The sequence below is a fragment of the Paenibacillus sp. P3E genome, from assembly GCF_001909045.1.
GTDB classification, from domain to species: domain Bacteria; phylum Bacillota; class Bacilli; order Paenibacillales; family Paenibacillaceae; genus Paenibacillus_AQ; species Paenibacillus_AQ helianthi.
Genome location: NZ_LVWH01000197.1, coordinates 13,376 through 38,559 on the forward strand (window position 1 = coordinate 13,376; position 25,184 = coordinate 38,559).

Below are 25,184 nucleotides of genomic sequence, written 5' to 3' on the forward strand. Positions count from 1 at the left end.
TTTTCAGAACAGGCATACCCTGCCAGATAAGCGGGGTATGCCTGTTCCGCATGTAGATAGCTGCCCTTTTTCCACACCTCCTGAGTGATGTATCCTAGCTGGAATCCGCCCTCCCGGTAATATCAACACAGTACAAGCACCAGCGAATGGACTCCCTAAAATCCCGGGTTTGAACGGATCCTCCGGCAATTCCGTAGATACCACGCAGAAACATGCGACTAAAGTCAGGGAAATGAAATGCGAAGCTGAGAAACATTATGAAATCGTTAGCATGCTTGCGGGCAAAAAAAGCTTGACGTTTCAGGGGATTCCCCCTTGGACGGCAAGGAATTTTTAACGAAAAATAAAAATACGGAATTTTAACAATTTCTGATTCTAATGATCTATACTACGGTGATATAAGTATATATCGCAGACTCTGGCCAGAGAAGAAAAACATAGAGGAAATTCACATAAGATGGCGCAGGATATTCCGGAATACATAACTGGCTTTCAAGCGGAGTATGTCTATACCTGGGCAGTTCTGCGGTAATCTTGGGCAGCGGTACGGCAAGAGGATTTGCGAAGTTAAAAATCAATGGGGAACGGGGGCTTTTAAGTATGGTGAAAAAAAGAATAAGTGTGGCCTTGGTCATCCTCATGCTGTTAGTGCAATATGCATACGGCATAGGGTTTACTACTCAGGCTACGGCTGCAGGAATTGAGAATGACAGAGACATTATTACCAGTGTGTCGATGGCTGTGTACGGGCAGGATGGCCAGACGGTGACAGACAATGTGTATGAGGTGGGTTCCAAAGTCAAACTGGACTACACATGGTCGCTTCCGAATGGACACGGATACGTTGCTGGAGATACGTTTGCGTTTCAGATTCCGGCACAATTCCAGCTGTTCAACGACATTAACGGTTCACTGATTTCGGATGACGGGGAGGTAGGCACCTTCACGGTCAGCCAGTCCACCCATCAGGTGCTCATGAGCTTCAACAGCTATATCGAGACTCATGACAATGTTCAGGGGACTTTGAGAATTCAAACTCAATTTGACAAACAGGTCATTTCGGGCAGTACAACCCAGGAAATCGTGTTCCCTGTCAACGGCGGCTCCCAGACGGTTACGGTTAACTTCAAGCCATCTGTGGGTTCAACCATTGAGAAGAAAGGCGTATCGGGCGGCTTCAATGCAGATCATATTGATTGGACTGTCGATGTCAACAAGAAGCTGGAGCCGGTAACGGGAGCTGTGATTACTGACCCGATTCCTGAAGGCTTATCTATGGACAGTACTGTTTCAATGGCTGTATATCAACTGGGCATACAACTGGATGGCACAGTCACTGTAGGTGCATTGGTTGACACCAGCAAATATGCGGCTGAAGTCACGGGTGGAATACTGACTGTGCGCTTCACGGATCCTGTCATTAGCGGTGCTTACCGTATTGCCTATTCGACGGCGGTAGTCAGTGATTCGTTGAAGAGCTTCACGAATACGGCCACTTTTACAGGGGCAGGACGTGATCCTGTAAGCTCATCCTCTACCGTAACCATCCAGCGTGGCGGAAGCCTGAATAAGGTGGCAACGAACTATGAATGGGGTAAGCAGATCATTACTTGGGCGATCGAGTACAACTATAACAATAAGGTGATTCCGCAAGGCAGCGCGGTACTGAAGGACTACTTCAACTATACGCAAAGCCTGGTTTCGGATTCCCTAGTGGTCTATCCGGTGACACTGAATTCTGCAGGTACGGCGATCAAGGGAACTCCTCTTCTGCCGAACGTGGATTATAAAGTAACTGGCTTAATCGATGTTGAGAAAAACGGTTTCAAGCTGGAGTTCCTGAACGGTATCTCTTCAGCCTACCGTATTGAATATAAAACCAAGTCCTTAAGCCGTATATTGAAGGACACCACCATTACCAATAATGTCTCGGACAGCACCTACAGTGTAGACGCGACACAGAAGATCCGTCCGGCCGTCATTTATAAAACTCTGTCAGGTGTAGATTACACGAATCATACTGCCGAGTGGAAAATCACCGTGAACGGTGACAACTATCCAATGAATAACGTAGTGGTGACGGATACCTTCCCGCAGGGAGGGCAAAAGTTCATTCCGGGAACTCTGGTCGTAAGGAATGCAAGCGGCACAGTCCTGAGTGAGTCCGATTACCAGTGGGAACTGAATAAACCGGGTGAGCCCAAATCCGGGTTCAAGCTCAAGTTTACGAAGCCTCTCTCAGTAACCCATACCATCACCTACCGCACAGAATTCAACAATGATTGGCTTTATGGCAACACCGATAATTTTGTGAACAACGCCCGGGTGGATTGGCAGGACATTGAAGGCCCGCCGCTCTGGACGGAAGCCCAGGGATTATTCATTCCCCGTGCCGAGGTCAAGAATAACGGTTTCAAAACCGGAGCCTATAATGCTAGTAAAAAAATGTTCACCTGGACCATTGGAATCAATTACAACAGCAAGGCGATTGCCGACCCGAATATAACCGATATCCTGACCTCCGGACAGACCATGGGGGATGGCTCGCTCAGGGTCTATAACATGAATATCGATGCTAATGGTAAACCGTCCCAGGGATTAGAGGTTCCCAAGAATGCATATAGTTATTCTGTCGGAACCGGCAACGAGCTAAAGATTAAATTTATAAATGCCATAAATTCTCCTTACTATGTAGTGTTCAATACATTTCTGGAAGGACAGCTGATTGATTCCAAGGTGTCTAACACAGCAAAGCTCTTGGATGGCACCCAAAAAGTATCCAAGGATTTAACTGCTTCTGTAAACATTCCTTACGGAGGGGAATATGTCTTTAAGGATGGCCTGCAGAATGGTGATAAGCTAAATTGGACAATGGTTGTCAATCGCTCACAATCCACTGTGAAGAATGCGGTGCTGACGGACATCCCAAGCTCGAACCAGATCCTGCTTCCCGATTCCTTCCACCTCTATCCTACTACAGTAGGAGTGAATGGGGAGGTTAGCAAGAGTGCTCCGGAGCTCGTAAAAGATGCAGATTATACCTTGAACATCAGCGCTGATGCTGACGGTAAGCAGAAATTCATCCTCAGCTTCCTCCATGATATTCATTCCGCATATATTGTGGATTATCAATCGCTGATCATTGCGAATACCGGGGATAAGCTGACCAATACCGTCAATCTAAGCGGTAATAATGTGAAGTTGGTTACCCAGGACACTACTAAAGAGATTATTGTAGGTGTCTCCAGCGGTTCGGGAACCGGCAGCGGTGTACGTGGAACCCTGACTGTTCAAAAGCTGGACGCAGCAGACAGCGCACTAAAACTTGCAGGGGCAACGTTCGATCTTTATCGTCTGAACGGCTCTGAACGTCTGCTAGTCAATACCCGGACCACGGATATAGAGGGTCGTGCGGTGTTCAACAATATCTGGCTGGGCAGCTATGTATTGATTGAAACGGCTGCTCCTTCAGGATATACGCTGGATTCCCGTGAGTATCCGGTCACCATTGGCTCTTCAGCCAATATCAACCTGACTGTGCTTAATACGAAGCAGACACCGGCTACGCCGACGCCGACGCCGACACCATCAACGGTGCCAACGCCAACACCATCTACAGTACCTAGCGAATCACCGTCACCGGCTCCATCTGCGTCCACAACGCCGACAGGATCACCGGCCGTGTCGCCAACTCCGTCACCGACGGTAGTACCAACAACAGTACCAACGCCAAGCTTTATTCCGGGAGGGCCTACACCAACTCCTGCAGTGACAGAAGTACCGGGTGTTATTATCGAAGAGCCTCAGATTCCTGCAGGTGCTGTAGTAACTCCGGGCGCAACACAGTCATTAACGCCGTCTTCATCACCTTCTGCATCACCAACGGCTGTAACATCGATTGATGATGACATACCGCTTGGCGGAGTAGAGGTCGACGACGATGACGTTCCAAAAGGAACGGTTGCCGAGGCTTCAGGCGGCAAGCTGCCGCAGACTGGAGAGAGCAGTCCTTTGCCTATTTACCTGGCAGGTCTGGGTCTGATCCTTGTCGGCTTTATCCTCAGTATGGTATTCAGAAGACGCAAACAGTAAGCTTCACCCTCATCATATAGATATTAATGCACGCGGCAGAGTGATTGCCGCGTGCATTTTTAACATAGGCCGGTAACCTGACTTCAATCTCTAGGCTCCCTCATGCATGAATCCGTGCCCCGGCTTCCCGGCAGCAGTCTCAGATCGCTTACGAACGGGTACAGCAGTATCCGCCTTCGGTTTACAGCCGACTCATTGAAACATGCTAAATACTTTCTTAAAAAGGTTTTAGAGATGATATAATAACTTCAAATTCAAAACATTGGGGGAATTCAAATGTGGTCGGAATTTAAAAAGTTTGCCCTGAAGGGCAACGTGCTCGATTTGGCAGTAGCGGTGGTGATTGGTGCAGCGTTTGGGAAAATTGTATCCTCGCTGGTTGCCGATATTATTATGCCGCTGATAGGGATAATCACCGGAGGCATTAATTTAAGCGGACTACATTTCACTCATGGAAAGGCGGTAGTGAGCTATGGGGTGTTCCTGCAGTCAGTGGTTGATTTCTTTATTATTGCCTTCTCTATCTTCATGGTGGTGAAGCTGGCTAACCGCTTTAAGCGCAAGGAAACGGTAAAAGTTGAGGTCGTCGAGCCGCCGGCACCCTCTCCTGAAGCAGCATTGCTGATCGAGATCCGTGATTTATTGCGTGCAGATACTCGGATTCAAAAAGATAATTAAGTTACATAAATAAAGTTAATTTCATAAACGCACTTGCATTTCCTGTGTCAAAGTGATAATTTTGTTGTAGGCAAAACTTGAAACTAATTAAATATGATCAATCCTTCAGGGCAGGGTGTAATTCCCTACCGGCGGTGATGCTTCTGCGATTGGCTGAAAATGCCGATGGCGCTGCTTAGTCCGCTACCCGCTTCGTATGTCTCATACGGACGGTGGACCCGGTGCAATTCCGGGACCGACAGTATAGTCTGGATGGAAGAAGGAGAGATTGACTGACGTGCTGTGCTTATATAGACAGGCGTGCTGCAGTGTTATCGAATATTATGTGCGAACTTTCACATTTGAATTTTTTGACTGTGAACCGCACAGTTTTATTTAGTACTGCCAGTAAACTCTCGTATAACCCGTCTTGAACTCCACCTGGAGATTGAGGCGGGTTTTCTGTTTGGATCGGAATCAGGAAAGATACAGCTAGGATCGGAGGCATGACATGGATACAATGAACGATGAGTTTTATATGTCACTGGCCCTGGATATGGCGGAAAGAGCGCAAGGGCAGACGGGAATTAATCCGGTAGTCGGCTGTGTTGTTGTGAAAGACGGTGCCATGATCGGGCTGGGCACCCATTTACAGCGCGGAACAGGCCATGCTGAAGTGCATGCACTGAATATGGCGGCAGGGAAGGCTCAAGGCAGTACAGCCTATGTAACCCTTGAGCCCTGCAGCCACTTCGGTAAGACCCCGCCTTGCAGCCAAAGACTGATTGATGAAGGTGTAGCCCGTGTGGTTGTGGCTTGTGAGGACCCTAATCCTCAGGTTGCTGGAAGAGGCATTGCGATGCTTCGTGAGCAGGGGATTGAGGTTGAAGTGGGCCTCCTTAGCAGCCGTGCACAACGTCTAAATGAGAAATTCATCAAGTATATTTTGACGAAGCAGCCTTTTGTCACCCTGAAAAGCGCCAGCACGCTCGACGGGAAGCTGGCGACCCGGACAGGGGACAGCAAATGGATATCCAATGGACAGGCACGGGAGATCGTACATACGCTCCGGCACCGTCATCAGGGAATCATGGTCGGTGTGAACACGGTGATTGCCGATAACCCTTCCTTAACGACCAGAATGGATGTACCAGGACTGAATCCGGTTCGCATCGTGATTGACTCTATGCTGAGGATTCCGCTTGATTCCGCTGTCGTAAGTGATGGCGAGGCACCTACTATTGTCGTTACTACAGAATCAGCGGATCCGGTAAAGCGGGCGGCATTGCTCGGCGCTGGTGTGCAGATCGTTGTCAGCGGCACCGGACCGCGTGTGGATCTGAAGGCGGCGATGCGCGCTTTAGGTGAACTAGAGATAGGTTCAATCCTGCTGGAGGGTGGTGGAACGCTCAATGGCGCTATGCTGGAGAGCGGGCTGGTGGACCGCGTGATTCTATTCTTCGCTCCGAAGATTGTCGGTGGAGGTGCAGCTGCACCTGGAACCTTCGACTTTGCCGGTGTAGAGCTGATGAAGAGCGCGATCACACTCGTAGGATTGGAAGTCGAACTGCTCGGGGATAATGTGTGTATCAGCGGGACGCCTATCCGTTAAAGCAAATTTCAGGAGGGGATCACATGTTCACAGGCTTGATTGAGGAGGTCGGTGTCCTGCGCGGGGTTACCAGCGGCGGCGAAATGATGGTGCTGAATATCGGCGCTTCCCTCATTATGGATGATTTGAAGATCGGCGACAGTGTGTCCGTCAATGGTGTTTGCCTGACGGCGACATCGCTCGGAGATCATTCTTTTACCGTAGATGTTATGCCCCAGACCTACCGCAACAGCACACTCAAGGAGCTGCGCAGCGGAAGCAAGATGAATCTGGAGCGTGCCATGGCTGCAGGTGGCCGTTTCGGGGGACATATTGTTCAAGGACATGTGGATGGAACCGGTGAGATTCGTTCGGTCAAGCGGGATCAGAATGCGGTGGTCTTCGAAATAGCGCCGGAGCGTAAATCGCTTTTCAAGTTCATCATTCCCAAAGGTTCCATTACGATCGATGGCATCAGTTTGACCGTGGTTGACACCTCCGCCTCTACGTTTACAGTTTCAATCATTCCCCATACACTCGGTGAAACGGTCCTGTCTCACAAGCGAAACGGGGACCGGGTCAATATCGAATGCGATGTGCTCGGTAAATATGTGGACCACCTGTTGAATTATGGTTCACGTTCAGGGAATGCGGAAGAAGAGAACAGCTCCCGGATCAGCCACGACTTTCTTGCGGCGAACGGGTTTGTATAAATTATGATCAGGCTTACGTCTAGCCCGCAAGGGTTAACGTAAAGCTGTCAGGAGGACAGAAAGATGAGCCAGCAAGCAAAAAACGACAGTGTTCTGGACCCGATTGAGGACGCGATTTATGATCTGATGCGTGGCAAGGTCATCATCGTGGTTGATGATGAAGACCGTGAGAATGAAGGGGACTTCATCGCGCTAGCCGAACGCTCCACACCGGAAGTGATCAACTTCATGATTACCGAGGGACGCGGACTGGTCTGCGTGCCGATTACGGCAGAACGGGCGAAGGAGCTGGATCTCCAGCCTATGGTGGCGAATAACACCGACAACCATGGTACCGCCTTTACCGTCTCCGTCGATCATAAGGATACGACTACAGGCATCTCTGCCGCAGAAAGATCAAAGACCATTCAGGCCCTGATGGACCCGAATGCCAAGCCTTCCGATTTTCGCAGACCGGGCCATATGTTCCCGCTGATTGCGAAGAAGGGCGGTGTCCTGCGGCGGTCCGGCCATACGGAAGCTGCTGTGGATCTGGCGCGCATGTGCGGCGCTTATCCGGCGAGCGTGATCTGTGAAGTCGTTAAGGAAGACGGGACAATGGCCCGTCTGCCGGATCTGGTGGAGATTGCGCGCAAGCATGATCTCAAGCTGATCAGTATTAAGGACCTAATTCATTACCGCAATGAGAAGGAGCACCTGGTCAACCGTGAGGTGTCGGTAAATCTGCCGACCGACTTCGGCGTATTCCAGACAATCGCTTACACGAATGAAGTTGATGACAAAGAGCATGTCGCTTTGGTCAAAGGGGATATTTCCGGTGAGGAGCCGGTCCTGGTACGTGTGCACTCCGAATGCTTAACCGGCGATGTATTCCACTCCCACCGCTGCGACTGTGGTCCACAGTTCGAAGCAGCGCTGCGTCAGATTGAAGCGGCAGGCCGCGGTGTTCTGCTCTACATGCGCCAGGAGGGCCGGGGTATTGGTCTGATCAACAAGCTCCGCGCCTACAAGCTTCAAGAGGAAGGTCTGGATACCGTAGACGCCAACCTCAAGCTGGGCTTTCCTGCGGATCTGCGTGATTACGGAATTGGAGCGCAGATTCTGAAGGATCTGGGAGTGAGCCAGATCAGGCTGCTTACCAATAATCCGCGCAAGATTAAGGGACTGGAAGGTTACGGTCTTGAGGTTGTGGAACGTGTGCCGATTCAAATGCCAGAGAATAAGGACAACACGAATTATCTCCATACCAAGCAGGCCAAGCTCGGCCACCTGCTGACTTTTGACAACATTGAGCAAAATGAGGATTCCAAGCTGTAACCACCATAACACTTACTAATGAAGGGTAGATGAATACAATGCCGAATTATTTAGAAGGACATTTAGTATCCGAAGGACTGAAATACGGGGTAGTTGTAGGGCGTTTTAACGAGTTCATTACAAGCAAGCTGCTGTCCGGTGCACTCGATGCTTTTAAGCGTCATGGTGTAGCTGATGATGAAGTGGATGTAGCCTGGGTTCCGGGAGTGTTTGAAATTCCTTTGATTGCCCAAAAAATGGCCGAAAGCGGCAAATATGATGCGGTAATTACGCTTGGCACCGTCATCCGGGGATCTACGACACATTATGATTATGTGTGCAACGAGGTTGCTAAAGGTGTAGCGGCAATCAATCTCAAGACCGGCATCCCGACTATTTTCGGGGTGGTTACAACCGAGAACATCGAGCAGGCCATTGAGCGCTCCGGAACCAAAGCCGGTAACAAAGGCTGGGATGCTGCGACTGCTGCTATTGAAATGGCGAACCTGAACAAACTCTTTAAAAAATAAGAATTGATATGCTTTATGCAATAAATTATTCTTCTATTTCTCGCGGATACGGCACCTGAAAGTATTATTTTTGGCTGCTTCTGAAGCATTGGCTCCCTTATTAGGACGGCGAAGCCGTTTCTACTTGAGTAAGGGAGCCTCTTGACGAATCGGCAGAAATCGTGCTTATTTATATGTATAAGAAGAAAGCATGAACTATAAGAACTTTCTACTTGTGTAGCGCCCGGGCGGCGCTGCACTTTACTTTTTTTGGCGGGAGGAAACCGCGTGACTGTACTGTATAAGCTGGAGACGTTCGAAGGTCCGCTCGATCTGCTCTTGCATTTAATTGACAAGGCGGAAATCGACATCCAGGACATTCCGGTCAGCGAGATCACCGAGCAGTACATGGAATACCTGCGGAGCATGCAGGAGCTTGAACTGGATATTACCAGCGAATTTTTGGTAATGGCCGCAACACTCTTGTCGATCAAGAGCAAATTGCTGCTGCCGAAGCCGCCGGTGATCGAAATCGAGGATTTCGAATATTACGAGGATGACGGCTACGACCCGCGGGCAGAGCTTGTTCAGCGGCTGATTGAATACCGTAAGTTCAAGAGCATTGCCGTACAGCTGCTGGATATGGAGAGTGAACGAAGCCTGATTTTCACCAAGGAGCCGGAGGATCTGGGTCCCTTTGTTCCGGCCCAAATTGACAATACGCTCAAGGGACTGCATACCGCCGATCTGATCGCCGCATTTCGTAAAGCGCTTAGCAAGGCTGCCAGAAGATCCTCTTATCAGCGTATTACCCGGGACGAAATTTCGGTGAAGGACAGAATACGGGATGTGTCGGAAGCTCTCCAGCGCAAAGGAACAGGCGGCAGAATGCGTTTCTCTGCCCTGCTGGATGATGAGATGGCAAGGCATGAAATCGTGGTTACCTTTCTCGCAATCCTGGAGCTGATGAAGATGAAGGCGATATTATGCTATCAGGAGAAATTATTTGATGACATCATCATGGAGTGGAGAGGAGGAGAAGCACTTAGTGGAATACAAAACGCTGAAATCGATTATTGAAGGCCTGCTGTTCTTGTCCGGCGATGAGGGGCTGTCCGTCCGTCAGATCGCTGAGATCACCGAGCAGCGGCCGGATATTGCCGGCAAAGCGCTGGAGGAACTGAAAGAGGATTATGTCTCACAGGAACGTGGTCTGCAGGTGGTTCAGATTGCCGGAAACTACCGGCTGGCAACCCTGCCGGACCATGCGCCGTATTTTGAGCGGCTCGCCTATTCGCCCTCACGTTCATCGCTGTCTCAGGCAGCGCTTGAGACGCTGGCTATCGTCGCCTACCGTCAGCCGATTACCCGGGTAGAGATTGAAGAGATCCGTGGTGTAAAGTCGGAACGGGCAATTCATACGCTGAACAACAAGGATTTGATCCATGAGGTGGGACGTGCAGAAGCAGTAGGCCGTCCCATCCTCTACGGAACAACGAAATCGTTCCTCGAAAGCTTTGGGCTGGCGGACCTGAAGGAGCTACCGGAGCCTTCAAGTTTCGATGGTACCTCTGACGATCTGGAAGAGGAGACACAGCTCCTGTTCAGCAAGCTGGACAGCCAGATGAGTTTTGAGGATACAGAACAGGCATAAAGTAACGTACTTGTATATGAATAAGCATAGCCCCATACCCCCGTTATGATGCAGGATTGCAGCATGATGGAGGGTATGGGGCTTTTTTGTGAGAATATAGAATGTTTTCCAGGTGAATAGCCATACTAAACCAAAGGCCCCTAATTATAGAATTGCATGGAGGTTACTTTCGTGACGTTATGGCTGGCGATACCCCTGACATTGTTGCTGATTGTGATTGTACTGCTGCTGGTAATACTGACTTCATACATACATTTTCATTTCCGGCTGTGCAGGCTGGGGTCAGATGACCGGATCGAGCTGGATATCAAAGCCGTCTTTGGCTTGGTCAAATTTCACTATGAATTGCCTGCGCTAGTGTTTCAGGGAATGGAAGAAGGTATCAAAGTGAAGCTGGAAGAAAGCGGCATCACACCTGTCCGCACAGATAAAGATGAAGAAGAGCAAATCGACAAGGAACTGGTTACGGAATGGCTGCGGAAAATCCGCAAAGCACTGAAGGCAACCTATGGTCTGAAAAAATGGCTCGCAAGTACGTTATCCCATCTCCAGATTACAAAGTTTGACTGGTCCACAGATTTCTCACTGGGGGATGCGGCAGGTACTGCAACGGCAGCGGGAGCATTCTGGGGGATAAAGTGGACGCTTGCAGGTTGGATATCCAGTCTGGTTCGGCTGAAAAAAGCCCCGAAGCTGTTTGTTGCGCCGGTTTTCCGGGATGAGCTGTGCTTCTCCACAGAAGCAGTAATCGTAGGGAAGCTACCCATGGGCTACACTTTATTTGCAGGGCTTGTACTCTTGCGGCGAATTTCTAAAGTAGAAGGCGGATTGCGGCGCTGGAAGGAACTGTTAAGCCGCAAGCCCCAACTCCCCGTGAGGAAGCATGAGAATAGTGAAAGCTAAAAAGACAGAGACGCAGTATATACCGCGTCCTGCCTTTTTTTATTGTCTTTTAGTGACTTATACATGCACCGGGGTTTTGAACCTGGGGGAAAAGCTCAGCGGATTTTTAGCAGTATCTTCCGTTCTGTACATCATTAAGTCAAAAGCTTCTCCGTTGAGCTCCATGGGGATTTGCGCACGGCCATCCAGATAGGCCACTGTCCCCAGGGCCATCAGGCCTTCTGCGCTGGTGCCTACAAAAAATCCGCCAAGATCCCTGACCTGGTTCTTTTTGCTGCCGTTACTCCTTATTTCTTCATAAGTATAGGTTAACGTAATGACTTCTGCCAGATTACTTTTTTCGGACCGGCCAACATCAATATGCTTAATAAGGACATTAGAGTTCTCATTCCGTATGGACTCAACAGGACCGTTATTGACACAATAATGGTACCAAAAATGATGTTCGCCGAATGTCCGGCGGTTACCACCCTGTTCTCCGATAAATACTTGTTCAAAATAGGAGGGGCTGTCCCCTTTACTTGCTCTGAACCAGATCGAGCGGAGTGTATCTATCCATTCTTCCTTGGAACAGCCTGCCCGGATATGATGGTAATCCTCAGCATACTTGCGGGCGAGGCGCATAGGTGCCGTAATGGCAGCATATTCTAGAAACTCATTGATTTCCTTGATATTTTTAGGAGAGGCCGGATCACTCTGTTTGAAGCTCTGATCATAATAATTATGAAGCTGCATGAACAGATCGTAGGACAGCCGTTTGCCATCTGGAATGACGACCTCCTTGAAAACCTTAATTTCATTGCTGTCATCTCCCTCTTGAGAATATTGCCCGGACAAGGGATTCATATCTACGACCACATATCCATTGTGTATATCCTTTTGCTCGTCGCTTAAGCCCTTGACTAAAGGGATCACTCCGCTGCTCTCCATATCTGCCTGCCAGATCTTTGCAAAAATCATTTCTCAGCCTCCACATACAGATTTTTCTGCTTAGCCATCATTTTGGCCTCCCCGGCGGTTTTTATGTGAGGCGAATTGGCGAAGGCTAGATCTGGGAAGATCACCAAAAGCTTTATTATAGGCGTTGAATTATTATTATCACCCATTGTACATATCATGCTCGATATATGAGCAAACTGTAACAAGAGTAGGCATTTCCCTTATCTTTTCAGACCGCAGAGGAGGAGTACTTAGATGTCAGATCACCCGATTCAAGGTCTCATGCAGACCGCTATGGAAAATATTAAAGGCATGGTGGATGTCAATACGATTGTTGGCGATCCGGTAGAAACCCCTGATGGCAGTGTGATTCTGCCTATCAGTAAAGTTGCCTTCGGCTTTGCTGCAGGCGGCAGTGATTTCCGTGTGGAAGATGATGCACCGAGTGTTAATGGCACGGGGTCCGGCGTTAAAATGCTTCCGTTCGGAGGCGGTAGCGGCGGCGGGGTATCCATTCGTCCGATCGCTTTTCTTGTAGTTGGTAAGGAAGGTGTGCACATTGTGCCACTGGATAATCAAACCCATTTGTTTGAGAAAATTATCGATGCCACCCCAGGGCTTATTGACAAAATTCAAACTATGTTCCAAAATAATTCACAAAATGGCTCGCAAAATGGTACTCCTGTAGGTGCAGAAGTGGTACCAACCCCTGTGGTCAAAAAAGAAGTGATCAAGCACGAGACGGTCGTTTCGGATTCGTCCACGCATTAGTTGTTTAGGTTCGTTTCAAATGGAATAGCAGTCGTGGGGGATATCGCTTAAACGGCGATGTCCCTTTTTGTGAAAATGTAAGAATTTCTGTGGTTCACGCTATAAATTATCCTTCTATTTCCCACTGAAACGGATACCGTCCTTAATCAAGGAAGGTATCCGTTTCAGCTTGTGATAAAGAAGGACATACCCGTCCATAGACCCGCATACACTTGTACAACACAAGCGAACTGATAAGAAGCCGGAGGATGAACATGAATACACCAAAATTTAAATTGCCGCTGATCCTTATATTATGCGTACTGCTGCTGGGTACAGCTTCACAGCCTGTCGTCAGGGCCGAGAATAGCTCCATCTCCACCCATGCCAGGGCTGCAGCGCTGATTGATGTGGAATCCGGCAGGATTCTGTACAGCAGCCGAGGGGACGAGCCCATGCTGATTGCCAGCCTGACCAAGATCATGACTGCGCTTGTGGCCATAGAGAACGGTGATTTGCATTCCAAGGTCAAGGTCGGCAAAAATGCTTTTGCCAAAGAAGGCTCATCCCTGTATTTGAAACAAGGAGAAGAAATGACCCTGGAGGATATGCTGTACGGGCTGATGCTGCGCTCAGGAAATGATGCGGCTACGGCCATTGCGGAGCATGTCGGAGGAACAGAAGAGGGGTTCGTCTATCTGATGAATGCCAAGGCAGAGGAGCTGGGGCTTCAAAATACCCATTTTGCCAATCCGCATGGGCTGGACGCAGAAGGGCACTATTCCAGCGCCAATGATCTGGCTGTGCTCACAGCCTACGCCATGCATAACCCAGTATTCAAGAAGGTTGTCAAAACCCGGGAGAAAACAGCTGACAATCCATATGAGAAATGGGACTACAAATGGCTTAACAAAAATAAAATGCTGCGCTTGTATGAGGGGGCAGACGGAGTGAAAACAGGATATACCAAGAAGGCGCTGCGCTGCCTTGTCAGCTCCGCTACCCGAGGGGGCCAGCAGCTTGTTGCTGTCACGCTGAATGACGGGGATGACTGGAATGATCATGCGGCGCTGTTGGATTTCGGGTTCAATCACTATCCGCTCAAGAGACTTATCGAACGTGGTGAAGGAATCAGCGGCTATGGTTTTGTGACAGGCCGGACATTTTCGTATCCGCTTGGTCAGGGTGAGGAAGCGCGGCTTGTAACCAAGCTTGTACTTCATCCAGCATCAAAGGCAGCTGATCAGCAAGGGACGCGCGGCAGTGCTAACTTTGGACTCAAAGGAATCCTGGTGCTGCAGCTCGGCGGGAAGGAGATAGGCCGAGTTCCGGTCTATCCGCCGGATCAGCTGCCGCCGGAGCAATCCGCTTATGAGAAAAAATACGAATCGGCAGGCGCAGGTGCCTATCCGGTGAACCATTGGCTGCAGGCATTCGGAAGTGCACTTCGGGCGCTTCTTCAAATGGGTGACACAAGGAAATGACCTGAAGACAGTACAGTATGGGGAGGGATTCATATGATTAACGGGATCTGGCTGGGCATGATCCTCATCGGCTTTGTATTCGCGGCCGTGAACGGCCGCATGGACGCATTTACAGGCGCTGTTTTTGATGGTGCCAAGAACGGGGTCACCGTCAGCTTTGGCCTAATCAGTGTCCTGGTGTTCTGGATGGGGATTATGCGGGTTGCTGAAGATGCAGGCCTGCTAAAAAAAATTGCCAGAGTACTTGGGCCGATTGTTTCTTTTCTGTTCCCCGATGTGCCGAAGGGCCATCCTGCCATCGGCTACATCCTTTCCAACATGAGCGCTAACCTGCTTGGCCTTGGCAATGCGGCCACGCCTATGGGTATCAAGGCGATGCAGGAACTGCAGACCCTGAATCCGGACAAGGAGACCGCGACTCCGGCGATGTGTACCCTGCTCGCATTGAACACGGCCAGCATTACCCTGATCCCGGCGACGCTGATTGCCATCCGGCTGAACTATGGATCGGCAGACCCGGCGGCTATTGTCGGCACGACGCTTGCCGCAACAGCGGTAGCGACGCTGGCTGCTGTTGCGGCAGATAGGCTGTGCCGCCGCATGGCTCTGCTCCGCAAGCCGCCAGGGCCGCCGCCTGCCGTGCGTCCTGTACATTCTGCGTTGCCGCATTCCTCCGTGAAAGGGTGAGACTGCCTTGTTTCAGCTAATCAGCCTGATCTCGGCCTGGGCGATTCCGGTCATGATTACCTTTATTCCATTATACGCATTTACACGCAAGGTCCCGGTCTACGAGTCCTTTGTCGAAGGGGCGAAGGATGGCTTCGGCACCGCTATTGCAATTATTCCTCATCTTGTAGGCATGCTTGTCGCTATTAGTGTTTTTCGTGCATCAGGTGCACTAGACTTTCTCATGAGTTTCATCTCACCCGCCCTTAAAGGGATAGGGGTGCCACCGGAAGTATTGCCGCTCGGCTTGCTGCGTCCGCTTACAGGTACCGGCTCGCTGGCTTACACCACAGATCTGATTAGCGTCCATGGGCCCGACTCTCTGATCGGTATGATCGCCTCCACGATCCAGGGGAGCACCGATACCACCCTGTATGTGCTAACCGTCTACTTCGGTGCCGTAGGCATCCGCAACGGGCGTTACGCCCTTAGGGTCGGCCTCTTTTCCGACATCGTCGGTTTCATTGCCGCCATTGCAGTGTGTCTCCTGGTGTTTGGATAATGTCTTTTGCTGGTCCGTTAAGGTAGTAACCTGCTTTATAAGCAGTACAAAGTTTTAGTGTCCCAGCCTAGCAAACCTAGCAAGCCTTGCAGCAATGCGGCATTGCTGGCCCCACAAGCTCCTCAAGCACCTGCAAGGCCGCTTGAAGCCCTTTACCCTCCCCCTTGAGCCGGTGAGGGTTGTTTTCTTTAAAGGTGTCTACCCGCGTTGACGGAGTGACGGAGAGGAAGTTTGGAACTGTAGGAGCGTCAGCGACCGCCTTTGTCTGCAGATTTCTACCGCTGATAGCGTATTCAAAAAAATCAGCAGACAACAGCGGCCGGAAGTCCAAACGTTCCTCGGAGTTACACCAAGTCAACGCTCCCCCCGCCCAAAGAATTTTAAACAGCCCCTCACCCCGCTTCCCCCAACATCATATGCTATTGCAGCAATACGGAGGGAGTCTGATAGACGATGGAGTATAAAGGTTTTATTCTGCATCATTCCCGCTGTCCGTCCATTAATGGCAAGGGCTTTGACTTCTGGGTAGGCGCAGATGGTTCGATTTATGCAGCACCGCTGTTGACGGACCCGGAATATGTTCATGTTTGCCTGGAAGGTAACTTCGGGGAAGAAGATACATTGCCGCCTGTGTCTGAGCGCGGGGTTCAGCTGTTTGCAGCCAGCAAACTCATATTGGAATTGGCTTCGCGTTATCAAATGGACCCGCTTGTGGTGGAAACCCACACAAAAACCTGTCCAGGAGCTTTTTTTCCATGGAATGAACTTGTGATTTATCCCGCTGATGGTTATCATTAACCTGAGGTGAATAGTCGAAAATGGAAAGATTACAGAAAATATTGGCGCAGGCAGGTGTAGCGTCGAGACGCAAGTGTGAAGAAATGATTTTGGCCGGTAAAGTGGAAGTCAACGGGGAACTCGTAACTACGCTTGGCACGAAGGTGGACCCCGCAACAGATATAATCAAGGTCGCCGGTAGACTAATCCGGGGCGAGAACAAAATCTACATTATGTTCAATAAGCCTAAGGGTGTAATTACAAGCGCATCCGACGATAAGGGCCGCAAGGTGGTAACGGATTACCTGAAAGGCATCAAAGAACGCGTATACCCTGTAGGCCGTCTGGACTATGATACGGAAGGGCTGCTGCTGCTGACGAATGACGGTGAGTTTGCTAACCTGCTCACGCATCCGAAGCACCATGTGCCCAAAACGTATCTTGCCACGGTCAAGGGGGTTCCGCATGGAACCGCGCTGGACAAGCTGAAAGCCGGCATCAAGCTGGAAGACGGTATGACCGCACCGGCAGAAGTTGAATACAAGGATATTGATGAAGTAAACAAAGAAACAGTCATCAGCATTACGATCCATGAAGGCCGCAACCGGCAGGTACGGCGCATGTTCGAAGCGATTTCGCATCCCGTCATCCGTCTGAAACGGATCTCCTTCGGGGATATCCTGCTGCAGAATCTCAAACGAGGCTCATACCGCCATTTGACCAAGGATGAAATCAATCATCTCCAGCAAATTGCCAAAGCAGGGATGCTGAAAGCTAACCCAACCCGCAAAGACACATAAAGTTCACAATTCCCCCTCCTAAAACTGTGACAATATTCGTTATAATGTTCATAGGATGTTCACACCTAACAACTAAAGTAATGAGTTGCGTCACAGAAGGGGGCCTGGCGTGTGGGCAAAGCGAGAAAGCCGGTTCAAATCATTATTCTGTTCGTAATACTTCTGCTTGGAGGTTATGCAATCGGTTCCTCGGTATTTGGAGGGGACGGCAAGCCTAAGGAAGGCGGAAAAGCCCCGTCTTTTGAACTGCTCGGGCTTGATGGCCAGACCCATACGTTGAACGAATACAAGGGCAAGTCCGTGGTGCTTAATTTCTGGGGGTCCTGGTGCGCTCCTTGCGTCAAGGAGATGCCTGCACTGCAGGCACAGTGGGAGAAGTGGAAAGATCAGGGCGTAGTGGTTGTAGGCGTAAATGTCGGTGAGGATCAGATGACGGTCGAGAATTTTGTCAAGCTCGTTGATATCAATTTTCCTGTGGTCATGGATAGCGGCCGCGATGCCGTCCGCAGCTATGGCGTGTCACCGCTTCCAACCACCTTCTTCATTAATGCGAAGGGCAGGGTGGACAGCATTCATATCGGACAGCTGGATCTCGGCACGCTTGACGACCAGATCAGGAAGCTGGTGGAGCCGTGACGGATAAGAGACCCCTGATTACTAATACCAAATGTGAATGCGGCCATCAAAATCCGGTGGGAACGGTCCTTTGCGAGGCCTGTGGCAAGCCGGTCGACGGTGAGGAACAGCTCTCAGCAGACAATCTGGAAATGCGGTACGACGGTGTAGCCCGGCGTTCACAGCGGGTGAATCCAGGGGTGATCGACCTGGTGTGGAATTTTTTCTCTTCGGTCAAGATCGCTATTTACCTGATAGTGCTGACATTGCTAGGCTCCATGCTGGGAACGGTATTTCCCCAGGAGAGCACTTTTCTCAATATTGATGCATCAACCTATTATCAAGAAACGTACGGAACAGCCGGGGAGATTTACTATAAACTCGGCCTTTCGCACACCTATGAATCCTGGTGGTTCGTGACGCTGCTTGTGCTTATTGGAGCTTCACTGGTCATTTGCAGCCTGGACCGTGTGCTCCCCCTGTACAAGGCGTTAACCCGGCAAAAGATTCGCAAGCATAGGCAGTTCCTGACCCGCCAAAAAGTGGTGCTTGTGACGGAACTGCAGGATGAGCCTGAAGCCTGGGTCGCACGTCTGGTGAAGCCGCTCCAGAAAAAGGGATACCGTGTCCGGACAGAGGGGGGCGCGCTGCTCGCCGAGAAACACCGGTTTAGCCGCTGGGGGCCTTATGTCATACATATTGGCCTGATTATTTTTTTATTGGCTGTATTGGCCAGAGGACTTCCAGGGCTGAACATGGATCAGCATCTGGCTTTTCAGCAAGGTGAAGCCGTGAGGATTCCGGACACTACTTATTATCTCAAGAACGAGAAGTTTACCGTTGAGTTCTATACGGAGGAAGAAATGCCCAAGGAATTCCGCGGGACCAAAATCCTTCCGAAACTTTACGAAACTAAGGCAATTCTCTATGAATGTACTGCGGACTGCACAGATTCCTCGAAGGAGCCGAAGCTGGCGGAGGTGGCCAGACATAATATTCAGGTGAATTCACCGCTCAGCTACAATGGTTTGAAAGCGTATCAGTTTGACTACGACCTCACCCCGGTGCTGCGCTCGGTGCAGCCGGAACTCACAAATTCTGAGAGTGGTAAGGTCTATGGCAAGTTCAAGCTGGACATGAAAAATCCGCAGCGGACATTTCAGGCTGGCCCTTATACGCTGGAACTAAAAGAGAAATATATGGATTTCGGTTTGAACGATGAAGGTCAACCGGTATCCAAATCTCCCTATCCGAATGCTCCGGCCTTCCTTTTCCTGATTAGGGGCCCGGATCTGCCGGCCGGAGGACAACAATATTTCTATTTTCCGAAACAGGTAGACAAGGAAAAGTTCCAGATGGAAGCCATCAATGACAAGCTTGGCGGCAGCGGGCGGTTCCTGGAGCTTGAGGTGGGCAGCATGAGCGATGTGGATTTCTCGGAGTCTACAGCTTACTTGAATATACGTGTGGACCGGGCGATGCCTTTTGTATGGATCGGGGCGGGGATTGTCATGCTTGGATTGGTGCTTGGCTTCTACTGGCAGCATAGACGGATATGGCTGGCTATCGATCAAGGAGAGCTGGTACTCGGAGGCCATACGAATAAGAATTGGTTCGGCTTCCGCCGTGAGATCGTTTCGATTCTGGCGAAGGCAGATTTGACCGTGGATGAAAAATCTCTGGACAACGGGGGAGGCCTGGCATGAGCTTACTCGACTTCAGCAGTGACGTCTTTATTGCCGCATTTTTTTTATACAGCGGGTCGTTCATGTTGTACACCATTGCGATCATGGGCCGGAAATGGTCCGGCAGGAAGCCAGAAGAGCATACCGCCCGCTGGGGAAAGATCGCCTTTATCGTATCCTCCTTGGGTCTGGTCTGTCATCTTGCTTATTTCTTCACCCGCTGGTCCGGTTCAGGGCATATTCCGGTCAGCAACATGTACGAATTCATGACGTTTTTATCCATGATGGTCATGGTAGCTTTTACCGTGATTTTCTCTATATACCGCAAGATTATTCTTGGAGTCTTTGCGGTGCCGATCTCCATCATAGTCATGGCCTATGCGGCAGTATTCCCCCAAGAGGTTCAGCCGCTGATCCCTTCACTTAAATCGATATATCTGAATATCCATGTCACGCTGGCCGCACTGGGCGAATCTTTCTTTGCCGTTGGTTTTGCCGCCGGCCTGATGTATCTCCTGCGTACCGTGAATTTCTCCAGCAAGGAGAAGAGTGACCGCAAGCAGCAGCGTCTGGTCGAATTTACTCTGTTCTCAATCATTGTTATAATTGGGTTCCTTGGATCGGTTTTTGCATTTCGCGGCGCAGGATACGAAACGGTTTTCGTTCGTTCTAACGTTACGATTGACAGCCCCGGGCAGGGAGATAGTACAATAGAGAAAGTGAGTTATAAAATGCCACCAATCGTGGCACCTTACCATAGCGAAATTGAGAGCTTCCAGCCGTTTCTTGGAATGAAGGAGCCGCTTTTCGAAGCGCCATCCTGGATGAATGGCGTCAATGCCGGACGTAAATTCAATACGGTTCTCTGGTCGCTGATTTCCGGTGCGATTTTATATGGAATTCTGCGTCTGGCTGCCCGCAAACCGCTGGGCCGAGCGATTCATCCTGTCCTGGATGGAATTGATGAGAATGACCTCGATGAAATTACGTACAGGGCGATTGCCATTGGCTTCCCGATCTTTACACTGGGGGCTTTGATTTTTGCAATGATATGGGCACAAGTGGCCTGGGGCCGGTTTTGGGGATGGGACCCCAAAGAAGTCTGGGCACTGGTCACTTGGCTGTTCTACAGCGCCTACCTGCATCTGCGGCTGGCCCGCGGATGGCAGGGGCGCAAATCCGCATGGCTCGCCGTACTCGGCTTTCTGGTCGTAATGTTTACCCTGGTTGGAGTTAATCTGGTGATTGCCGGACTACATTCCTACGCCGGAACAGACTAAATCAACAATCTGCCGAAGAGGCACTAATACCTGAGAGTAACGTTGTACTGTAATTGATGAAGGGGTTGTTGTGAAATGGCAGAGCATTTGAACAGAATACTGGTGGTGGATGACGAGGAGCGCATTCGCCGCCTGCTTAAGATGTATCTTGAAAAAGAAGGTTACGAAATTGATGAAGCTGAAGACGGGGAAATCGCACTTCGCAAAGCAACGGCCAATGACTACGGCCTGATTCTGCTGGATGTGATGTTGCCGGGAATCGATGGCATTGAAGTGCTGACGAGGCTCAGAGGGGTCAAATCGACACCCGTTCTGATGCTTACAGCCAAAGGTGAGGAGATCAACCGGGTGCAAGGCTTCGAGATGGGTGCGGACGATTATGTCGTCAAGCCTTTTAGTCCCCGTGAAGTGATCTACCGGGTAAAAGCGATTATGCGCCGCTCTTCTGCGACAGCCTTTTTGTCCAAAGAAAGCAATTCCAGCAACAATATCGTATTTCCCCATCTTATCATTGAACATGATGCACACCGGGTAACCGCCGGCGGCCAGGAAGTAAGCCTGACTCCGAAAGAGTACGAGCTGCTGCATTATTTGGCTATTTCACCGGACAAGGTGTTCTCGCGCGAAGAGCTGCTGAAGGATGTGTGGAATTATGAATTCTTCGGGGATTTGCGAACAGTGGATACACATGTCAAAAGACTTCGTGAGAAGCTCAATAAAGTATCACCGGAATCGGCAGCGATGATTACCACGGTATGGGGAGTAGGCTATAAGTTAGAGGTGCCCAAATAAGTGAAATTCTGGAGAAGTCTTGTCGGGAAGCTGTGGATCACGATCATCTGTCTGGTTGCTGTCGTGCTTATCACACTGGGGTTGTTCCTGCTGCCCTATATCGACAGCAACTTCGCCAATTCCGGGGCGATCAAACGCTTGTTCACTTATGTCTGTATGATAGGGTTTTCCTTAACGACGTTTTTTGCCTTGTTCCTGTTCACCAAGATCACACAGCCGATGCAGCAGGTCATTGAAGCGGCGAATAACATTCGCAAGGGCGAATACGGGACGAGACTCACACTGGTGACCAGTGACGAAATCGGCCAGTTGGCTACCTCCTTCAATCATATGGCGGAAGAACTGGAAGAAAATATCCGCAGCCTGAATCATGAGAAGGGACATCTGTCCAGTGTTCTGCGCAGCATGAGCGATGCAGTGCTCACCTTTGATGTCGAGGGGCAGATCATATTGACCAACCCGCATGGCCAGGCTCTGCTGGAGACGTGGAGTGATCTGAGCTGGGAGCAGGAGAGTGAATCCGAGCTCTATCCGCAAGAGGTGATTGACAGTGCAGTACCACCTCCCTTACGGCCCTTGTTCTTCAGTACACTGAGTCAGGGTGGGGACCAACGCTCTCAGGTGCATGTACGTCAGGGAGTCTGGTCAGTTCACATGGCTCCGCTATACTCGGACGACGCCATTCGCGGAGTAGTGGCTGTATTGCGTGATGTGACTGAAGAGGTGAAGCTTGAGAAGATGCGCCGCGACTTCGTTGCTAATGTTTCACACGAGATCCGTACTCCTCTATCGATGATGCAGGGCTACAGTGAAGCTTTGCTGGACGGCATGGCCTCTTCTCCTGAAGAGAGCAGTGAGCTGGTTCAAGTTATTCATGACGAGTCACTGCGGATGGGCCGGCTGGTGAAGGATCTGCTTGATCTTGCACGCATGGAAGCCGGACACACCGATATGATGAAGGTCCCGGTAGATATGGAGGCCCTTCTGGAACGGGTGTACCGCAAATTTTCTGTTCGGGCCAAGGAGCGGGGAATCCACCTCGACCTGAACTTCGGAAACGACACACCGCTTCTCAAAGCGGCTGACGAAGACAAGCTGGAGCAGGTGCTGACCAATCTGCTGGACAATGCGTTTCGGCATACACCTGCGGATAAACACATCAGGGTTCTAACGGGCTCTGCTGTATTAGAGGGACGCCGTTATCTGGAGATTGCAATCCGCGATGAAGGAGTAGGTATTCCTCCGGAGGATCTTCCATTTATATTTGAACGCTTCTACAAAGCGGACAAAGCCCGAGTGCGGGGAGAAACCGGGGGAACCGGGCTTGGACTCGCTATTGTCAAAAATATCGTTGAGTCGCATCGCGGAACCATCACGGCTTCCAGCAGGCTGGGCGAAGGAACCGAGTTCATTCTGCGGCTTCCTGTCGAAAAACAGTAAACCCAAGACAATGAATGACAGCGCCTCTGACCGCAGAGGTGCTTTTTGTTGAAACCACCACATTAATCTTGTTCATCGTGGAACATACCGCTATGCTTACGAAGCCAGTTTTAGGAGGCCTATAGAGATGATTTTATCATTAGACCAAGGAACTACAAGCTCGCGTGCGATCTTGTTCGATTATGAAGCAGGGATGATCTCTCAGGGGCAATATGAGATTAGCCAGTCTTTTCCCCGGCCGGGATGGGTAGAGCATGATCCTAATCAAATCTGGGAGACACAACTGGCGGCAGCCAGAGAGGCCATAAGAGGAAGCGGGAGGCCTGCTGACGAGATATCTGCAATTGGTATTACCAACCAGAGGGAAACCGCTTTGATCTGGGAGAAGGCCAGTGGGAAGCCTATCTACCCGGCCATCGTCTGGCAAGACCGCCGTACGGCCGAGGAGTGTGAAGAACTGAAACGGCGCGGACTAGCGGATGTGATTGCTGCCAGGACCGGTCTTGTAGTGGATGCCTACTTCTCAGCAACCAAGCTGGCCTGGATTCTGGATCATGTTCCTGGGGCGCGAGAGCGCGCGGACCGAGGAGAACTGCTGGGAGGAACTATCGACACCTGGCTGATCTGGAAGCTCACAGGAGGAGCTGTGCATGCAACGGATGTGACAAATGCCTCGCGCACCATGCTCTACAATCTGCATGAGCGGATATGGGATGAGCAGCTGATTGACGAGCTTAGGATACCGCGTTCAATTCTACCCGAAGTTAGAATGTCCGGTGGGGAATTCGGAGCAGCAAGCAGTAAATGGTTTGGAGCCCAAATTCCAATTCGCTCGGTGCTGGGAGATCAGCAGGCCGCCTTGTTTGGGCATACCTGTCTTGAAGCCGGAAGTGCCAAGAATACATACGGCACCGGCTGTTTTATCCTTATGAATACCGGGACTGAGGCGGTAGCCTCCAGCCATGGACTGTTGACAACGGTGGCTTGGGGCATGGGAGATGAATTGTATTATGCCCTTGAGGGCAGTGTGTTCGTAGCCGGAGCGGCAGTGCAATGGCTGCATGAAGGCCTGGGGCTGATTGAAGGTCCTGCAGACTCAGAGGGAAAGGCGGGGGAAGTGGAAGATAGTGAGGGTGTAGTAGTAGTACCGGCCTTCACAGGACTGGGAGCACCCTACTGGGACATGTATGCCCGCGGAGCGGTGTTTGGCCTGACACGCGGAACTACAGCAGGTCATCTGGTGCGGGCTACCCTGGAATCCCTTGCTTTTCAATCAAGAGATGTCATCGGTGCGATGGAAAAAGATGCAGGCATGCCGCTCACGGGACTGAGGGTCGATGGCGGCGCAGTGCGCAACGATCTGCTCATGCAGTTTCAAGCGGATATTCTCGGCAGCGAGGTTACACGTACCATGTATGCAGAGACGACCGCACTGGGGGCAGCATTGCTTGCCGGACTAACGTCAGGGATTTGGACCCGGGAGCAGCTTGAGAGCTTTAATAAGGCTGAGAAGGTATTCTCGCCTACAATGGAGCCAGCAGAGCGTGAGCTTCGTTACCATGCCTGGCAGGATGCTGTATCCCGAACCATGGGCTGGGAGAAGCATGAAGGTCACCGTTAAAGGGTATGGGATGAATCGCTAGCAGAACAGTAAACTTATAGATGGAATAATTGCAAAATGGGGCTGTCTCAAAAGCCATGAAATGGCTACTTGAGACAGCCCCGCTGTTTTTGAGTTGGATGGACTTGCGCACTTGGTGCGGACGCTCCGCGAACGGACCGTTGCTACAATCGCTGTGCTCTCCAGATTTTATTTATTTCCCGTAGCGGTAAAAATCCGGAGAGCAAGGCGACCGCTACCGCTTTTCCGCAATCAGTCCGTCCTCTCCGCTGTTTAAGCGGGGGAACGTTCCTACAATTCTTTCAAAAATCACAAAAAGAAATCGCCCTTTGGTAAAATGGAAGTGTCGAGCAACCAT

Annotated in this window: 23 protein-coding genes and 1 riboswitch; of the genes, 21 read left to right on the forward strand and 2 right to left on the reverse strand. The window is 50.5% G+C overall.

All coding sequences use genetic code 11. From position 1 onward, the window contains the following. Window positions 1–600: 600 nt before the first annotated feature. The 9 genes from A3842_RS23885 to A3842_RS23925 all read left to right on the forward strand — a co-directional run bounded on the left by A3842_RS23885 (window position 601) and on the right by A3842_RS23925 (window position 11,415). Entirely contained in the window at window positions 601–4,092 is a 3,492-nt protein-coding gene (locus A3842_RS23885; protein ID WP_074102966.1) for an LPXTG cell wall anchor domain-containing protein, read from the forward strand. Between the two features lie 276 nt (window positions 4,093–4,368). Continuing rightward, window positions 4,369–4,770 carry a large-conductance mechanosensitive channel protein MscL gene (gene mscL, locus A3842_RS23890; RefSeq protein ID WP_074087570.1) on the forward strand — a complete coding sequence of 134 codons (402 nt, stop codon included), beginning with the start codon at window positions 4,369–4,371 and terminating at the stop codon, window positions 4,768–4,770. 97 nt (window positions 4,771–4,867) lie between these two features. Next, a riboswitch (FMN riboswitch) is annotated at window positions 4,868–5,038 on the forward strand. A gap of 222 nt (window positions 5,039–5,260) precedes the next feature. Further along, the gene (gene ribD / locus A3842_RS23895) at window positions 5,261–6,361 is read left to right on the forward strand and encodes a bifunctional diaminohydroxyphosphoribosylaminopyrimidine deaminase/5-amino-6-(5-phosphoribosylamino)uracil reductase RibD (RefSeq protein WP_074102967.1); all 1,101 of its coding nucleotides are present in this window, start codon (window positions 5,261–5,263) and stop codon (window positions 6,359–6,361) included. 23 nt (window positions 6,362–6,384) lie between these two features. Continuing rightward, window positions 6,385–7,053: a riboflavin synthase gene (locus tag A3842_RS23900; protein ID WP_074087572.1), complete on the forward strand. Its 669-nt coding sequence runs from the start codon at window positions 6,385–6,387 to the stop codon at window positions 7,051–7,053. 63 nt (window positions 7,054–7,116) lie between these two features. Continuing rightward, the gene (locus A3842_RS23905) at window positions 7,117–8,370 is read left to right on the forward strand and encodes a bifunctional 3,4-dihydroxy-2-butanone-4-phosphate synthase/GTP cyclohydrolase II (RefSeq protein WP_074102968.1); all 1,254 of its coding nucleotides are present in this window, start codon (window positions 7,117–7,119) and stop codon (window positions 8,368–8,370) included. Window positions 8,371–8,408: 38 nt separating this feature from the next. After that, window positions 8,409–8,879 carry a 6,7-dimethyl-8-ribityllumazine synthase gene (gene ribH / locus A3842_RS23910; RefSeq protein ID WP_074087796.1) on the forward strand — a complete coding sequence of 157 codons (471 nt, stop codon included), beginning with the start codon at window positions 8,409–8,411 and terminating at the stop codon, window positions 8,877–8,879. Window positions 8,880–9,146: 267 nt separating this feature from the next. Continuing rightward, on the forward strand, window positions 9,147–9,938 hold the full coding sequence (locus A3842_RS23915; protein WP_074087574.1) for a segregation and condensation protein A: 792 nt from the start codon (window positions 9,147–9,149) through the stop codon (window positions 9,936–9,938). Continuing rightward, window positions 9,907–10,512 (forward strand): SMC-Scp complex subunit ScpB, encoded by a 606-nt coding sequence (gene scpB, locus A3842_RS23920; RefSeq protein WP_074087575.1) that lies wholly within the window; start codon window positions 9,907–9,909, stop codon window positions 10,510–10,512. The genes A3842_RS23915 and scpB overlap by 32 nt, the downstream gene beginning before the upstream one ends. 171 nt (window positions 10,513–10,683) lie before the next feature. Then, window positions 10,684–11,415 carry a DUF2953 domain-containing protein gene (locus A3842_RS23925; protein ID WP_074102969.1) on the forward strand — a complete coding sequence of 244 codons (732 nt, stop codon included), beginning with the start codon at window positions 10,684–10,686 and terminating at the stop codon, window positions 11,413–11,415. A gap of 57 nt (window positions 11,416–11,472) precedes the next feature. Here the strand turns inward: A3842_RS23925 and A3842_RS23930 are convergent, their stop codons facing one another. After that, window positions 11,473–12,375, reverse strand: a complete 903-nt coding sequence (locus A3842_RS23930) for a hypothetical protein (RefSeq protein ID WP_074102970.1) — start codon at window positions 12,373–12,375, stop codon at window positions 11,473–11,475. Between the two features lie 234 nt (window positions 12,376–12,609). Here A3842_RS23930 and ytfJ point away from each other — a divergent pair, with 234 nt between their 5' ends. From ytfJ to A3842_RS23955, 4 genes are all read left to right on the forward strand, one after another. Continuing rightward, window positions 12,610–13,125 (forward strand): GerW family sporulation protein, encoded by a 516-nt coding sequence (ytfJ, locus tag A3842_RS23940; protein WP_074087579.1) that lies wholly within the window; start codon window positions 12,610–12,612, stop codon window positions 13,123–13,125. Window positions 13,126–13,379: 254 nt separating this feature from the next. After that, complete coding sequence (locus A3842_RS23945) at window positions 13,380–14,588, forward strand: D-alanyl-D-alanine carboxypeptidase family protein (protein WP_178382403.1); 1,209 nt, start codon at window positions 13,380–13,382, stop codon at window positions 14,586–14,588. 33 nt (window positions 14,589–14,621) lie between these two features. Beyond that, window positions 14,622–15,275, forward strand: a complete 654-nt coding sequence (locus A3842_RS23950; RefSeq protein ID WP_074102973.1) for a nucleoside recognition domain-containing protein — start codon at window positions 14,622–14,624, stop codon at window positions 15,273–15,275. Window positions 15,276–15,327: 52 nt separating this feature from the next. Further along, window positions 15,328–15,816 (forward strand): spore maturation protein, encoded by a 489-nt coding sequence (locus A3842_RS23955; RefSeq protein WP_074087798.1) that lies wholly within the window; start codon window positions 15,328–15,330, stop codon window positions 15,814–15,816. A gap of 76 nt (window positions 15,817–15,892) precedes the next feature. On the opposite strand, the gene A3842_RS32685 is transcribed toward A3842_RS23955, so the two are convergent. After that, window positions 15,893–16,174 (reverse strand): hypothetical protein, encoded by a 282-nt coding sequence (locus tag A3842_RS32685; RefSeq protein WP_074102974.1) that lies wholly within the window; start codon window positions 16,172–16,174, stop codon window positions 15,893–15,895. A 95-nt stretch (window positions 16,175–16,269) separates the two neighbouring features. Here A3842_RS32685 and A3842_RS23965 point away from each other — a divergent pair, with 95 nt between their 5' ends. The 8 genes from A3842_RS23965 to glpK all read left to right on the forward strand — a co-directional run bounded on the left by A3842_RS23965 (window position 16,270) and on the right by glpK (window position 24,826). Then, on the forward strand, window positions 16,270–16,614 hold the full coding sequence (locus tag A3842_RS23965) for an N-acetylmuramoyl-L-alanine amidase (RefSeq protein WP_074087582.1): 345 nt from the start codon (window positions 16,270–16,272) through the stop codon (window positions 16,612–16,614). A gap of 20 nt (window positions 16,615–16,634) precedes the next feature. Continuing rightward, complete coding sequence (locus A3842_RS23970) at window positions 16,635–17,393, forward strand: pseudouridine synthase (RefSeq protein WP_074087583.1); 759 nt, start codon at window positions 16,635–16,637, stop codon at window positions 17,391–17,393. Between the two features lie 111 nt (window positions 17,394–17,504). Then, a complete protein-coding gene (resA, locus tag A3842_RS23975) occupies window positions 17,505–18,029 on the forward strand; it encodes a thiol-disulfide oxidoreductase ResA (protein WP_074087584.1) in 525 nt (174 codons plus the stop codon). A gap of 14 nt (window positions 18,030–18,043) precedes the next feature. Further along, window positions 18,044–19,714, forward strand: coding sequence for a cytochrome c biogenesis protein ResB (gene resB / locus A3842_RS23980; RefSeq protein ID WP_074102978.1), 1,671 nt, complete (start codon window positions 18,044–18,046; stop codon window positions 19,712–19,714). Continuing rightward, window positions 19,711–20,973 (forward strand): cytochrome c biogenesis protein CcsA, encoded by a 1,263-nt coding sequence (gene ccsA, locus A3842_RS23985; protein ID WP_074102975.1) that lies wholly within the window; start codon window positions 19,711–19,713, stop codon window positions 20,971–20,973. Before resB ends, ccsA begins: the two co-directional genes overlap by 4 nt. Window positions 20,974–21,048: 75 nt before the next feature. Beyond that, a complete protein-coding gene (locus A3842_RS23990; protein ID WP_020427515.1) occupies window positions 21,049–21,765 on the forward strand; it encodes a response regulator transcription factor in 717 nt (238 codons plus the stop codon). Further along, the gene (locus A3842_RS23995) at window positions 21,766–23,205 is read left to right on the forward strand and encodes a HAMP domain-containing sensor histidine kinase (protein ID WP_074087586.1); all 1,440 of its coding nucleotides are present in this window, start codon (window positions 21,766–21,768) and stop codon (window positions 23,203–23,205) included. Between the two features lie 127 nt (window positions 23,206–23,332). After that, on the forward strand, window positions 23,333–24,826 hold the full coding sequence (glpK, locus tag A3842_RS24000; RefSeq protein ID WP_074102976.1) for a glycerol kinase GlpK: 1,494 nt from the start codon (window positions 23,333–23,335) through the stop codon (window positions 24,824–24,826). Window positions 24,827–25,184: the final 358 nt, after the last annotated feature.

Bases quoted from the DNA above. Each gene is read 5' to 3' on its own strand.
- A3842_RS23905 (WP_074102968.1), top strand. From the start codon at position 7,117: ATGAGCCAGCAAGCAAAAAACGACAGTGTTCTGGACCCGATTGAGGAC.
- mscL (WP_074087570.1), top strand. From the start codon at position 4,369: ATGTGGTCGGAATTTAAAAAGTTTGCCCTGAAGGGCAACGTGCTCGAT.
- ytfJ (WP_074087579.1), top strand. From the start codon at position 12,610: ATGTCAGATCACCCGATTCAAGGTCTCATGCAGACCGCTATGGAAAAT.
- ribD (WP_074102967.1), top strand. From the start codon at position 5,261: ATGGATACAATGAACGATGAGTTTTATATGTCACTGGCCCTGGATATG.
- ribH (WP_074087796.1), top strand. From the start codon at position 8,409: ATGCCGAATTATTTAGAAGGACATTTAGTATCCGAAGGACTGAAATAC.
- A3842_RS23990 (WP_020427515.1), top strand. From the start codon at position 21,049: ATGGCAGAGCATTTGAACAGAATACTGGTGGTGGATGACGAGGAGCGC.
- glpK (WP_074102976.1), top strand. From the start codon at position 23,333: ATGATTTTATCATTAGACCAAGGAACTACAAGCTCGCGTGCGATCTTG.
- A3842_RS23955 (WP_074087798.1), top strand. From the start codon at position 15,328: ATGATTACCTTTATTCCATTATACGCATTTACACGCAAGGTCCCGGTC.
- ccsA (WP_074102975.1), top strand. From the start codon at position 19,711: ATGAGCTTACTCGACTTCAGCAGTGACGTCTTTATTGCCGCATTTTTT.
- A3842_RS23950 (WP_074102973.1), top strand. From the start codon at position 14,622: ATGATTAACGGGATCTGGCTGGGCATGATCCTCATCGGCTTTGTATTC.
- A3842_RS23970 (WP_074087583.1), top strand. From the start codon at position 16,635: ATGGAAAGATTACAGAAAATATTGGCGCAGGCAGGTGTAGCGTCGAGA.
- A3842_RS23885 (WP_074102966.1), top strand. From the start codon at position 601: ATGGTGAAAAAAAGAATAAGTGTGGCCTTGGTCATCCTCATGCTGTTA.
- A3842_RS23900 (WP_074087572.1), top strand. From the start codon at position 6,385: ATGTTCACAGGCTTGATTGAGGAGGTCGGTGTCCTGCGCGGGGTTACC.
- A3842_RS23945 (WP_178382403.1), top strand. From the start codon at position 13,380: ATGAATACACCAAAATTTAAATTGCCGCTGATCCTTATATTATGCGTA.
- A3842_RS23930 (WP_074102970.1), bottom strand. From the start codon at position 12,375: ATGATTTTTGCAAAGATCTGGCAGGCAGATATGGAGAGCAGCGGAGTG.
- A3842_RS23965 (WP_074087582.1), top strand. From the start codon at position 16,270: ATGGAGTATAAAGGTTTTATTCTGCATCATTCCCGCTGTCCGTCCATT.